This is a genomic window from Bacillus sp. Marseille-P3661, from assembly GCF_900240995.1.
Taxonomy (GTDB): Bacteria; Bacillota; Bacilli; order Bacillales; family Bacillaceae_J; genus OESV01.
Window position 1 is genome coordinate 53,104 of sequence record NZ_LT965955.1, and the last position, 13,414, is coordinate 66,517.

A 13,414-nucleotide genomic window follows, 5' to 3' on the forward strand; every position below is an offset into this window, starting at 1 on the left:
TTATCCCTCCTGCAACTTTATTGCTAGTTGCTCCATTAATAGTGAAGGATTTACATTAGCATTCAGTCGTCTTTTCGAATCTAAAACAGCAGCTAACTGCTGTGTAATCTGCATCTGAGATAATCGTAAAGACTGCGCCTCAAGTAATTCCTTCTGATCTATAAAAACTATATTCTTTTCTTCACCAATCTGGATATTTAGTATATCTTTTATCCATACTAGTAATAAATCTAGTCCCATACTGAGTTGTTCTTTCTCTTTAAAATGAGAAAGCCACTGCTCATGTAAAAATAGTAATACGTGGTTGCCCCGTTTTAGAAGAACCTCATTTAATTTTATCACTATACTTCGGGCTTGTGCAAACCAATCATCGGAAATAATCGTCAATGCTTCAGTAATATTATTGGTAAGAGAGGCAACAATTCTCGCTAAATGTTCTGGGGCATTCTCTTCTATTAACTTTTCCAATAATAGTTCAGGAGTTAACGGCTTAAAATTTAATATTTGGCACCTGGATAAAATTGTTGGCAGCATTTGCTGTACCTGTTCAGTTAACAAAATTGCAACTGTCTGCTGGCTCGGTTCTTCCAGAAATTTCAGCAAGCTATTCGCTGCTTGCGTTGTCATTTTATCAGCATGCTCTACAATATATACTTTCCCTTTCGTCTCTACACTTTTTTTTGAAAATTCTTTTTGTAAATCTTTAATTTGTTCCTTTTTCAGTGAAAGGCCATCTGGAGATAATATATGAACATCTGGGTGATTTCCAGAGTCTATTCTTCGACAATTCGTACAAACATTACATGGTTCAACATTTTCTAGTTGATTGCAAAAAAAACTTTTGGCAAATTGCTTGCCGATATCCTTCTTGCCCGTACCCCGGCCACCTTCAAATAAATAAGCATGTGCGATTCGATCTTTACTTATACTATTTGTCAGCATTTTAACAACGTTAGGCTGTGTTTTTGATAACTCCCTCCAAGATACCACTTAGAAATCACCACTTTTCTGTAATTGAGAAATGATTCAGCTGGAAGGACTACATTCGTCTATCAACGATCATTTGTATAAATCCTAGAAAGAGGTCTTAGATTATATTATAACATGTTTCTCTTATAATTACTTTAGAAATACCACATATAGATGGTTGAATCTAAAATATTCTACTATATATTGAGAAGTTTTAACTATTTGAAGTAGTAATTAATTTAACTTTGCATCGATTAGCTTTGTTACTTCTGTCAAAACGCTTGATTGATTCTGTTCAGCATTAATTAAAATAATACGATTTTTATACTTTTTTACGAGTCTCATATACCCTTCACGGACTCTATTATGAAAATCAATTGTTTCTAGGTCAATTCTGTTAATTTCCCGATTGACATCTTTATTTATTCGATCTATACCTACCTGTGGACTAACATCTAAATAGATGGTTAAATCAGGCATATATTCATCAATTGCAAACTTATTAATAGAATACACTTCCTCCATACCTAATCCTCTTGCGAAGCCTTGGTAGGCTAAACTACTATCTATAAATCGATCACAAAGTACAACTTTCCCATTATTTAAGGAAGGTATTATTTTCTCAACAAGATGTTGTCTTCTTGCTGCAGCATAAAGTAATGCTTCCGTGCGGCCATCCATTACGGTATGGTTTTTGTCTAGAATAACCGATCGGATTTTTTCAGCAATCTCTATTCCGCCAGGTTCCCTAGTTAATGTTGTTGCCATTCCTTTTTGCTCGAGGTGTTTGTTTATTAACGATATGATTGTAGACTTTCCAGCCCCCTCTGGGCCTTCAAATGTAATAAAATAGCCTTTTTTCAAGATTAGTTCTCCTTTTCATGCTAAATAATATATCATTACTGTTACTCAATGGTAGTTTCCAACATTTAGACCACTAGTAAAACTCTAGCTACATTACTATTAGTAAGATTACTTATATTCTAAAAATTTCAATACCTGCATCCCAAATTTCATTACCATTCTGAAAACGAGCTCCTGCCTCTTTTAATTCTAGTATTTGATCAATATGTCCTTTGGTTATTAACTCACCAGGCAATAAAATGGGAATGCCCGGCGGATAAGGTATAATTGATTCCGCAGCAATCTCACCTACTGTTTCTTTTATCTTTACCCTTGTTTTCGGATATTGTTTCATGCTATTAAACGATAAAGATAATGTCGATATTTTTGATTTTTCCATGACAATTGGTTCAACAGAATTAGACATAATCTTTCTTCCGTGGACTACTTTTCCTATTTTGGTAATGATATTATCTATATTGTCCAAACGATCTAGTGGAAGAACGAGCAAGACATTCATTGGATCAGCTAATTCAGTATATATGTGTTCACGTTCTAATTGTTTTTGTAATTCATAGCCATTTAATGAGCAGATCGATTGAATCGTCAGCTTTAGTAAATCAAATTTATAATCTTTACTTTCATCGTTTATCACTTTAATTTCCTTGATCAAAGATAGCTTACTTCGAAATTCGTTTATGCTCTCTACGATCTCGGTTTTTTCCTTTTCACTAATAGTTGACAAATAGTACCTTGCTAACTCTAAAGACGCCATAATTGGATACGATGGACTACTAGACTGTATTACTTGTAAATAGTATTGAACCTTATCTCGATCAACTCTCGGACTATTAATATGTAAAAAAGACCCCATAGTCATTGCTGGTAATGTTTTATGTGCAGATTGTACAATGATATCTGCTCCAAGAGTTATTGCTGACATCGGAAATGGTTCACCTATTTTTAAATGCGCGCCATGTGCCTCATCTATGATTACTGGAATGTCATAGGAATGCGCAGTTGTTATTATCTTTGAAAGTTCATTCCCCACTGCACCATAATAATTAGGAGACGTCAAAATAATTGCTTTTGTTTCAGGAAATTTCTCCAATGCTCGACAAAATGTTTCACGTGAAACATTTGTCGAAAACAGGCCATCAACATCATATTCTGGTGCTAGAAAAATAGGATTAACGTTTGCTAACATTAATCCATGTACAACAGACTTATGACAATTTCGCTGCACCATCACTGTATCTCCTTGTTCACAAACAGCTAAAATAGCAGCTAAATTACCAGCTGTACTACCGCCAACTAAATAATAACTACTCAACACATTAAAATAATCCGCAGTAAGCTGTTGAGATGCCTGGATTACACCCTCGGGAGAATGTAAGTCATCTAAACCAGTAATCTCTGTATCATCAATTTGAAGTAAGTTTCTAAATACATTCGGTTCAACCTTTGGAAACACATTCCCATATTTATGACCAGGTACATGAAATGATATCGGTTTTTTATCTATATGATTAATCAATGCATTATATAATGGCAGTTCCTTCTGGTTCATCTTACAATCTCGTCCTCATCTGAAAGTCTTTACCCACTTATTTTACTGGATAAAAATGTTTCATTCAAACTATTCGTAAAGTACTTTATGTAAGTGTATAAATAAATATTAAGTTAACCATAGTAAAATAGATAAGGTAATGCTCCGAATATACCTTTATATATTTTAAAAGTTAAAATTAAAAAAGCCCCCACAGGACTTTTATAATATTTAATACTCTTATTTAAATATTGTTTACTTGATCATTAAATTTATTACAATTTCTTATACAAATCTAGTTAACTTTGACTTTAAATAACACCAAAGCACCCCTGTAGATCTTAGTTATTTAATATCTACGATAGGTTGAGATAACTTCCGCATTTGGTTTAAATAATAATTGTATTTTTCGTCATTAGTTTCTGTTGCAACAATCTCTGTTTCACAATCACAGCATATAAACTGGTTATATAAATGTATTCCTCTTTCCTTTGTTTCCTCACAAATCACACATGTTTCCCCAACCGCTTTTTTAATATTACTAGATTCCATCCAGTCCACCTCCATCCTAAAGTATTGCCATATATTTTGTGTTCTATACCAGACGGAAACGAAACTTTAAATATTAATAATTTATTAGATCTATATATATACAGCCTATTATGGTTAATATCATTGGACATAATGAGTAAATTAACCTCTAGTATTGATATTGTATGAACTAATCGTTTATTTGTGTCTGTACACATTAAAAAACGATTAAATTACGTAAAATAAAAAATCAATTTACTGACTATGCTTTTTATTAAAGTCTTTAGAAATATCTAATAACTTACAGAGTTCTGCTGAATTAATATATATACGTAGTTTAGATTTTAGGTGTAGAAAATTCAGGGGACTTGGCTGTTTGCACTCTTTATATGTTCCTGCCTTATTACTACATACTACAGCGAAATGCTCAAGCTTTCGGGACTTGGTATTAGTTTTATTCACTTGCATATCCTCATCCAAAACTGGCTGATTTGATTTACAAATACTAGCACTATTTTATTCTTCTTCTAAGCAATTTTTGATAATAACTTTTATAATGGAAACCCTCTTTCTTATTACTCAACTATATGCACATCAATCAATGCAGGGATTTCCTTTCCTTTTAAGCCCTTCATCAGCATTATTTAAGGGTTTTCTCAGCTATGTTTCTTCCTCTTCACGTTTCATCTCCTGTATTAAGTTCTTATACGATTGCTTTTCGTGCATATAAAAAGCAGCATTTCTGTTACTCTGATCTTGCATGGGTCCTTACTTTCACAGGGAGCAGCACCCATCCACCATCAGCGCTTAAGATTATCTTCCCTGCTCTTACCTCGACTTGCGATGAGCGGCGGATCTCTGCTCTGCGTCACACCCGCACTCGTTCAGTCCTCAGCTGATGTATATATAATACCTCCGGTTCTCTCTCGTTTGTTTCCTTGATCTCCTTGCTCCTCACAACCCTCGGATTTAAATATTGCCTTATTCCAAAGGACCTTCCAGTTTAATTCATCTCTTAATATGCAAAAAAGAGCAGCATCTCTGCTACTCCTTGTTTTTGCTTGGCAACGTCCTACTCTCACAGGGGGACAGCCCCCAACTACCATCGGCGCTGAAGAGCTTAACTTCCGTGTTCGGAATGGGAACGGGTGTGACCTCTTCGCTATCGTCACCAAACATATTATATTTGAGGATTGTTCCCTCAAAACTAGATAACAAGCATTCATATTCAACTGTAGTATTTTGGTTAAGTCCTCGATCGATTAGTATTCGTCAGCTCCACATGTCGCCATGCTTCCACCTCGAACCTATCTACCTCATCATCTCTGAGGGATCTTACTTACTTAAAGTAATGGGAAATCTCATCTTGAGGGGGGCTTCATGCTTAGATGCTTTCAGCACTTATCCCGTCCACACATAGCTACCCAGCGATGCTCTTGGCAGAACAACTGGTACACCAGCGGTGTGTCCATCCCGGTCCTCTCGTACTAAGGACAGCTCCTCTCAAATTTCCGACGCCCACGACGGATAGGGACCGAACTGTCTCACGACGTTCTGAACCCAGCTCGCGTACCGCTTTAATGGGCGAACAGCCCAACCCTTGGGACCGACTACAGCCCCAGGATGCGATGAGCCGACATCGAGGTGCCAAACCTCCCCGTCGATGTGGACTCTTGGGGGAGATAAGCCTGTTATCCCCGGGGTAGCTTTTATCCGTTGAGCGATGGCCCTTCCATGCGGAACCACCGGATCACTAAGCCCGACTTTCGTCCCTGCTCGACTTGTAGGTCTCGCAGTCAAGCTCCCTTGTGCCTTTACACTCTACGAATGATTTCCAACCATTCTGAGGGAACCTTTGGGCGCCTCCGTTACTCTTTAGGAGGCGACCGCCCCAGTCAAACTGCCCACCTGACACTGTCTCCCGCCCCGATCAGGGGCGCGGGTTAGAATTTCAATACAGCCAGGGTAGTATCCCACCGATGCCTCCACCGAAGCTGGCGCTCCGGCTTCTCAGGCTCCTACCTATCCTGTACAAGCTGTACCAAAATTCAATATCAGGTTGCAGTAAAGCTCCACGGGGTCTTTCCGTCCTGTCGCGGGTAACCTGCATCTTCACAGGTACTATGATTTCACCGAGTCTCTCGTTGAGACAGTGCCCAAATCGTTACACCTTTCGTGCGGGTCAGAACTTACCTGACAAGGAATTTCGCTACCTTAGGACCGTTATAGTTACGGCCGCCGTTTACTGGGGCTTCGATTCAAAGCTTCTCCGAAAAGGATAACCTCTCCTCTTAACCTTCCAGCACCGGGCAGGTGTCAGCCCCTATACTTCGCCTTGCGGCTTCGCAGAGACCTGTGTTTTTGCTAAACAGTCGCTTGGGCCTATTCACTGCGGCTCTCTCGCGCTTGCACGCTATCAGAGCACCCCTTCTCCCGAAGTTACGGGGTCATTTTGCCGAGTTCCTTAACGAGAGTTCTCTCGCGCATCTTAGGATTCTCTCCTCGCCTACCTGTGTCGGTTTGCGGTACGGGCACCTTCTACCTCGCTAGAAGCTTTTCTTGGCAGTGTGGAATCAGGAACTTCGGTACTATATTTCCCTCGCCATCACAGCTCAGCTTATGTGGTAAGCGGATTTGCCTACTTACCAGCCTAACTGCTTGGACGCGCATATCCAACAGCGCGCTTACCCTATCCTCCTGCGTCCCTCCATTGCTCAAACGGTAAAGAGGTGGTACAGGAATATCAACCTGTTGGCCATCGCCTACGCCTTTCGGCCTCGGCTTAGGTCCCGACTAACCCTGAGCGGACGAGCCTTCCTCAGGAAACCTTAGGCTTTCGATGGACAAGATTCTCACTTGTCTTTTCGCTACTCACACCGGCATTCTCACTTCTAAGCGCTCCACTAGTCCTTCCGGTCTAGCTTCAAAGCCCTTAGAACGCTCCCCTACCACTGACACGTAAGTGTCAATCCACAGCTTCGGTGATACGTTTAGCCCCGTTACATTTTCGGCGCAGAGTCACTCGACCAGTGAGCTATTACGCACTCTTTAAATGGTGGCTGCTTCTAAGCCAACATCCTGGTTGTCTAAGCAACTCCACATCCTTTGCCACTTAACGTATACTTTGGGACCTTAGCTGGTGATCTGGGCTGTTTCCCTCTTGACCACGGACCTTATCACTCGTAGTCTGACTCCTAAGGATAAGTCTTTGGCATTCGGAGTTTGACTGAATTCGGTAACCCGATGGGGGCCCCTAGTCCAATCAGTGCTCTACCTCCAAGACTCTTACCTTAAGGCTAGCCCTAAAGCTATTTCGGGGAGAACCAGCTATCTCCAAGTTCGATTGGAATTTCTCCGCTACCCACACCTCATCCCCGCACTTTTCAACGTGCGTGGGTTCGGGCCTCCATCCAGTGTTACCTGGACTTCACCCTGGACATGGGTAGATCACCTGGTTTCGGGTCTACGACCACGTACTACAATCGCCCTATTCAGACTCGCTTTCGCTGCGGCTCCGTCTCTTCGACTTAACCTTGCACGGGATCGTAACTCGCCGGTTCATTCTACAAAAGGCACGCTGTCACCCATAAATGGGCTCCAACTACTTGTAGGCACACGGTTTCAGGATCTCTTTCACTCCCCTTCCGGGGTGCTTTTCACCTTTCCCTCACGGTACTGGTTCACTATCGGTCACTAGGGAGTATTTAGCCTTGGGAGATGGTCCTCCCAGCTTCCGACGGGATTTCACGTGTCCCGCCGTACTCAGGATCCACTCAAGAGAGAACGAAGTTTCAGCTACAGGGCTGTTACCTTCTTCGGCTGGTCTTTCCAAACCAATTCACCTACTTCGTTCCTTTGTAACTCCGTATAGAGTGTCCTACAACCCCAAGAGGCAAGCCTCTTGGTTTGGGCTTCTTCCGTTTCGCTCGCCGCTACTCAGGAAATCGCGTTTGCTTTCTCTTCCTCCGGGTACTTAGATGTTTCAGTTCCCCGGGTCTGCCTTCAGTACCCTATGTATTCAGGTATAGATCCTGTTCCATTACGAACAGTGGGTTTCCCCATTCGGAAATCTCCGGATCAAAGCTTACTTACAGCTCCCCGAAGCATATCGGTGTTAGTCCCGTCCTTCATCGGCTCCTAGTGCCAAGGCATTCACCGTGCGCCCTTATTCACTTAACCTAAGATGATCTTAATCATCAAGATTTTAATAAGAACTTTTCTACAGTAAATATGAATGTTATTGCTATCTAGTTTTCAAAGAACAATATAGAGAGAATGCTCTCTCAAAACTAAACAAAATGTCTAAGCGCGTCTTCGTAATTCTTCCTTAGAAAGGAGGTGATCCAGCCGCACCTTCCGATACGGCTACCTTGTTACGACTTCACCCCAATCATCTGTCCCACCTTAGGCGGCTGGCTCCAAAAGGTTACCCCACCGACTTCGGGTGTTACAAACTCTCGTGGTGTGACGGGCGGTGTGTACAAGGCCCGGGAACGTATTCACCGCGGCATGCTGATCCGCGATTACTAGCGATTCCAGCTTCATGTAGGCGAGTTGCAGCCTACAATCCGAACTGAGAATGGCTTTATGGGATTGGCTCAGGCCTCGCGGCTTAGCAACCCTTTGTACCATCCATTGTAGCACGTGTGTAGCCCAGGTCATAAGGGGCATGATGATTTGACGTCATCCCCACCTTCCTCCGGTTTGTCACCGGCAGTCTCCTTAGAGTGCCCAACTGAATGCTGGCAACTAAGGACAAGGGTTGCGCTCGTTGCGGGACTTAACCCAACATCTCACGACACGAGCTGACGACAACCATGCACCACCTGTCACTCTGTCCCCCGAAGGGGAACCTTCTATCTCTAGAAGTAGCAGAGGATGTCAAGACCTGGTAAGGTTCTTCGCGTTGCTTCGAATTAAACCACATGCTCCACCGCTTGTGCGGGCCCCCGTCAATTCCTTTGAGTTTCAGTCTTGCGACCGTACTCCCCAGGCGGAGTGCTTAATGCGTTAGCTGCAGCACTGAAGGGCGGAAACCCTCCAACACTTAGCACTCATCGTTTACGGCGTGGACTACCAGGGTATCTAATCCTGTTCGCTCCCCACGCTTTCGCGCCTCAGCGTCAGTTACAGACCAGAGAGTCGCCTTCGCCACTGGTGTTCCTCCACATCTCTACGCATTTCACCGCTACACGTGGAATTCCACTCTCCTCTTCTGCACTCAAGTTTCCCAGTTTCCAATGACCCTCCCCGGTTGAGCCGGGGGCTTTCACATCAGACTTAAGAAACCGCCTGCGCGCGCTTTACGCCCAATAATTCCGGACAACGCTTGCCACCTACGTATTACCGCGGCTGCTGGCACGTAGTTAGCCGTGGCTTTCTGGTTAGGTACCGTCAAGGTACCAGCAGTTAACTGGTACGTGTTCTTCCCTAACAACAGAGCTTTACGACCCGAAGGCCTTCATCGCTCACGCGGCGTTGCTCCGTCAGACTTTCGTCCATTGCGGAAGATTCCCTACTGCTGCCTCCCGTAGGAGTCTGGGCCGTGTCTCAGTCCCAGTGTGGCCGATCACCCTCTCAGGTCGGCTACGCATCGTCGCCTTGGTGAGCCGTTACCTCACCAACTAGCTAATGCGCCGCGGGCCCATCTGTAAGTGATAGCCGAAACCATCTTTTATTCTTAAACCATGTGGTTCAAGAGATTATCCGGTATTAGCTCCGGTTTCCCGAAGTTATCCCAGTCTTACAGGCAGGTTGCCCACGTGTTACTCACCCGTCCGCCGCTGAATCAGAGGAGCAAGCTCCTCGTCATCCGCTCGACTTGCATGTATTAGGCACGCCGCCAGCGTTCGTCCTGAGCCAGGATCAAACTCTCCGAAAAGGGTTTGATTGCTCAAACTTAAACTGACTTGGTTGTTGAACTAGAGTTCAACTTGTTTTGCACGCTTGACATTTTGTTTAGTTTTCAAAGAACATTTTTGTAACATCATTTATGTTACTATAACATTTTTGTTTTGTCAACATTTTTCGACATACTTCTTCTCGTTACAAAGTGTATTATATATACCTCGTAACAGCAACTTTTATAATATACCACCTTCATTAATTAAAGTCAACTTACTTTTTTAAAAAAAGTTATATATGTTTGCGTTGCTCTTTTTCCACTTAAACAAAAATATCTAAGCCAAGACTATTAAAAGTAATAGTAAGGACCTAGATATGTTAAGAATTAAATATAAACCTAAATTTCGTTAAATCATAAAATCATATGTTCAATTGCAAACAGAGCGATTATGCCTGGAATACCCAATATCCCAGATACAGCAGCTGTTACTAAATTTATCGGAACATGTAAATCTACCAACATTCCAAGCGAATTAATTAAAAATAATCCCAAAGCCCCGACCATCACTTTTACTAGTACCTGTCCTGCTACTCTAACGGGTTTAATTGGAGCACCTAATATAAGCAATATTCCTATTAAACCTCCGAGCATAACAACAATTGTTACTGGCTCAAGCATATTAATGTCCACTTGTATACCACCCTCCATACTTTGTCCCATTTATTACTTATCTTTATGAAAGGAGTATATAAAAAAGAACAGAGGTTGTTTTACAAACCTCTGCTACTTTTGTCGGATTTTCGCCTCACGAACCATATAAAAATACTTTACTTCAGCTAATTTATAATAATATAGTAGTTCCTCTGAGGGTTCTACCGCTTTTTCAACTAACGTTTTATTCCTCATCCATTCATCTTTAAGATTAGTTATTAATTCCCAAAGATTATTTTCAATAGTTTTATTAAGTCTGCCTTTTCTGCGAAAGAACATAAAATCCCCCCGGATTAGAGCTCACGTCTACCTTCTAGCGCTTTAGATAATGTCACTTCGTCAGCATATTCCAGATCACCGCCAACCGGTAATCCATGGGCAATCCTTGTAATTCGGATTCCCGTTGGCTTTACTAAACGTGAAATATACATGGCAGTAGCTTCACCTTCGATATTTGGGTTTGTAGCTAGAATAATTTCTTTAACTTCATCATCCTGTAGTCTTTTTAGAAGTTCTGAAATCTTTATGTCCTCGGGACCTATCCCATCCATCGGCGAAATAGCCCCATGAAGGACATGATATAAACCATGATATTCTCTCATTTTTTCCATTGCTATTACATCTTTAGGATCTTGCACGATACAAATGACACTTCGGTCGCGATGGTTATCATCACAAATGGAACAAGGATCCCTGTCAGTAATATTAAAACAAACAGAACAATGCTTTAGGTTCCGTTTAGCATTAACTAATGCTTTTCCAAAATCCAGAACATCATCTTCTTTCATTTTTAAGACAAAAAAGGCCAGACGAACGGCTGTTTTAGGACCGATACCTGGCAATTTCATAAAGCTATCTATTAGCTTCGCAATTGGTTCAGGGTAATGCATTATATTATATCCTCTCTAATTAAAATAACCCTGGGATATTCATTCCCTTTGTAAATTGTCCCATTGTTTCATTTGTTTTTTCATCAACCTTTTTTAATGCATCATTTGTTGCAGCTAACACTAAATCCTGGAGCATTTCAATATCCTCAGGATCGACAACCTCTTCCTTGATTTTAACCTCTTTTACTTCTTTTGCTCCTGATACAGTTACTGTAACCATTCCGCCACCTGCAGTTCCTTCAAAAACCATTGCCATTAGTTCTTCCTGTGATTGTTGCATTTTCTTTTGCATCTTTTGCATCTGTTTCATCATATTATTCATATTTCCCATTCCACCACGCATTATAGTGAAACCTCCTTTAATCTTTAATTTCTATAAGATCAGAACCAAATAATTTTTTTGCTTCTGATATTAATGGGTCTTCCTCTTGCACCTCATCAGAACTACTTTCATTTCGTTGATCGCGAATGAACTCTTCCTTAATCTTTTCCCACTCTTCAATGGTTATCGCTAACATCCGCATTTCTGAACCTACTGTCTCTTTTAGGGTCAATTCAATAATATCACGCTTATTATTCGATGCCATCTGACAATGAAATTCATGCTTAAACGCTAGGACAAAGGCTGTTTTAGATGCAGCTACTACTTTAGCATCAAGCAACATGGCCTGCGCAGCAATTTCTCTGTTTTTTAAATTATTTAAAAAGCTCCCCCATTGACTAGCAACGAAATTCAAGTCCTGTTTTGACGCTGCTTTTAACATTTCTTTAATAGGACCAACAGGTGTTTTAAAAGATCGTTTCGATGCTACCTTAGTTGCTTTTTTATCTTTTTCCGCGGACTGTTCAGAACTAGAGCCAACTGTAATCCCTTGTTTCTTTACTTTTTCTAACTCAGTTTCTAATTCAGTGACTCGTTTTAAGAGACTTTCTATCTCTTGATTTGATCCAGTACCACCAGAATACTCTAATTGACATAAATTCACTAATGCCAATTCAAGAAAAATTTTGGGATGGTTAGTCCACTTCATTTCTTGTTGACTCTCATTTAATTTACCTATAATCCCATATATTAAATCCGCTGGGGTAGCTTGCGACAAGCTTTTAAATTGATCATCTACAACAGCTCGTTCCAACATCCCTTCTAAATGTGGTGCTGTTTGGTATAACAAAAGATCACGGAAGTAAAAAATCAAATCTTCAATAAAACGATTCGGCTCTTTACCTAAGTTTATTAATTGATCTACTGTATGAAGAGCTTGAACTACATCACGATTTAATATAGCTTGTGCGGCTTCAATTAAGAATCCTTGTGAAACTGCACCTGTAATTGACAATACATCTTCAGTTGTTACTTTATCATCACTAAAGGATATCGCCTGGTCTAGTAAACTTAGCGCATCACGCATACCGCCTTCTGCTGCTTTAGCGATAAGCTGCAAGGCCCCTTCCTCAAGGGTTACTCGTTGAGCATCTGTAATTTCTTTCATACGTTCAACCATAAAACGAGGTGAAATCCTTTTGAACTCGAATCGCTGACATCTCGAAATGATCGTTAAAGGTATCTTATGCTGTTCAGTCGTTGCTAAAATAAAAATAACATGTTTCGGCGGTTCTTCTAATGTTTTTAACAATGCATTAAAAGCTCCAATTGATAGCATATGCACTTCATCTATTATGTAGACTTTATAACGTACAGAACTTGGCGCATATTTTACCTTATCACGAATATCCCGAATTTCTTCAACACCGTTATTCGATGCAGCATCTATTTCAATCACATCAGAAATGGAACCATCTGTTATGCCACGACAAGCGGCGCATTCGTTACACGGCTCACTAACAGGTGCTTTCTCACAATTTACTGCTTTGGCAAGTATTTTGGCAGCACTTGTTTTACCTGTTCCACGAGGTCCTGAAAATAAATAAGCATGGGAGAATTTCTCTTGGACAAGAGCATTTTGTAGTGTTCTAGTTATATGTTCTTGGCCTACAACATCGTGAAAAACCTGTGGTCTCCAAACCCTATATAATGCTTGATAAGCCATCTCCCACACCTTCCTTCTTTAATAAACT

9 protein-coding genes and 3 rRNA genes are annotated in these 13,414 nt (G+C 41.0%); all 12 read right to left on the reverse strand.

Features of this window, described 5'->3' with window-relative positions; translation table 11 throughout:
- A complete protein-coding gene (gene holB / locus C1724_RS17295) occupies positions 1-990 on the reverse strand; it encodes a DNA polymerase III subunit delta' (RefSeq protein WP_102348015.1) in 990 nt (329 codons plus the stop codon).
- 213 nt (positions 991-1,203) lie between these two features.
- A complete protein-coding gene (gene tmk, locus C1724_RS17300) occupies positions 1,204-1,833 on the reverse strand; it encodes a dTMP kinase (protein ID WP_102348016.1) in 630 nt (209 codons plus the stop codon).
- A 112-nt stretch (positions 1,834-1,945) separates the two neighbouring features.
- Positions 1,946-3,382 carry an aminotransferase class I/II-fold pyridoxal phosphate-dependent enzyme gene (locus C1724_RS17305; protein WP_102348017.1) on the reverse strand — a complete coding sequence of 479 codons (1,437 nt, stop codon included), beginning with the start codon at positions 3,380-3,382 and terminating at the stop codon, positions 1,946-1,948.
- Between the two features lie 324 nt (positions 3,383-3,706).
- The gene (locus C1724_RS17310; protein WP_102348018.1) at positions 3,707-3,913 is read right to left on the reverse strand and encodes a sigma factor G inhibitor Gin; all 207 of its coding nucleotides are present in this window, start codon (positions 3,911-3,913) and stop codon (positions 3,707-3,709) included.
- Positions 3,914-4,951: 1,038 nt separating this feature from the next.
- A 5S ribosomal RNA gene (rrf, locus tag C1724_RS17320) occupies positions 4,952-5,068 on the reverse strand.
- 66 nt (positions 5,069-5,134) lie between these two features.
- Positions 5,135-8,071: ribosomal RNA gene (locus C1724_RS17325) — 23S ribosomal RNA — on the reverse strand.
- Positions 8,072-8,223: 152 nt separating this feature from the next.
- Positions 8,224-9,773: ribosomal RNA gene (locus tag C1724_RS17330) — 16S ribosomal RNA — on the reverse strand.
- Together the 16S, 23S and 5S rRNA genes form the textbook arrangement of a ribosomal RNA operon.
- Before the next feature lie 375 nt (positions 9,774-10,148).
- Positions 10,149-10,427 (reverse strand): pro-sigmaK processing inhibitor BofA family protein, encoded by a 279-nt coding sequence (locus C1724_RS17335; RefSeq protein ID WP_308410511.1) that lies wholly within the window; start codon positions 10,425-10,427, stop codon positions 10,149-10,151.
- Positions 10,428-10,520: 93 nt separating this feature from the next.
- A complete protein-coding gene (locus tag C1724_RS17340; protein ID WP_102348021.1) occupies positions 10,521-10,727 on the reverse strand; it encodes a YaaL family protein in 207 nt (68 codons plus the stop codon).
- Between the two features lie 14 nt (positions 10,728-10,741).
- Entirely contained in the window at positions 10,742-11,338 is a 597-nt protein-coding gene (recR, locus tag C1724_RS17345; RefSeq protein WP_102348022.1) for a recombination mediator RecR, read from the reverse strand.
- 19 nt (positions 11,339-11,357) lie between these two features.
- Entirely contained in the window at positions 11,358-11,681 is a 324-nt protein-coding gene (locus C1724_RS17350; RefSeq protein ID WP_219723278.1) for a YbaB/EbfC family nucleoid-associated protein, read from the reverse strand.
- 16 nt (positions 11,682-11,697) lie between these two features.
- Entirely contained in the window at positions 11,698-13,386 is a 1,689-nt protein-coding gene (dnaX, locus tag C1724_RS17355; RefSeq protein WP_102348024.1) for a DNA polymerase III subunit gamma/tau, read from the reverse strand.
- Between the last annotated feature and the right edge of the window lie 28 nt (positions 13,387-13,414).

Excerpts from the sequence above, each read along its gene's own strand:
- C1724_RS17305 (WP_102348017.1), bottom strand. The coding sequence starts at position 3,382 with ATGAACCAGAAGGAACTGCCATTATATAATGCATTGATTAATCATATA.
- recR (WP_102348022.1), bottom strand. The coding sequence starts at position 11,338 with ATGCATTACCCTGAACCAATTGCGAAGCTAATAGATAGCTTTATGAAA.
- C1724_RS17350 (WP_219723278.1), bottom strand. The coding sequence starts at position 11,681 with ATGCGTGGTGGAATGGGAAATATGAATAATATGATGAAACAGATGCAA.
- C1724_RS17340 (WP_102348021.1), bottom strand. The coding sequence starts at position 10,727 with ATGTTCTTTCGCAGAAAAGGCAGACTTAATAAAACTATTGAAAATAAT.
- C1724_RS17310 (WP_102348018.1), bottom strand. The coding sequence starts at position 3,913 with ATGGAATCTAGTAATATTAAAAAAGCGGTTGGGGAAACATGTGTGATT.
- dnaX (WP_102348024.1), bottom strand. The coding sequence starts at position 13,386 with ATGGCTTATCAAGCATTATATAGGGTTTGGAGACCACAGGTTTTTCAC.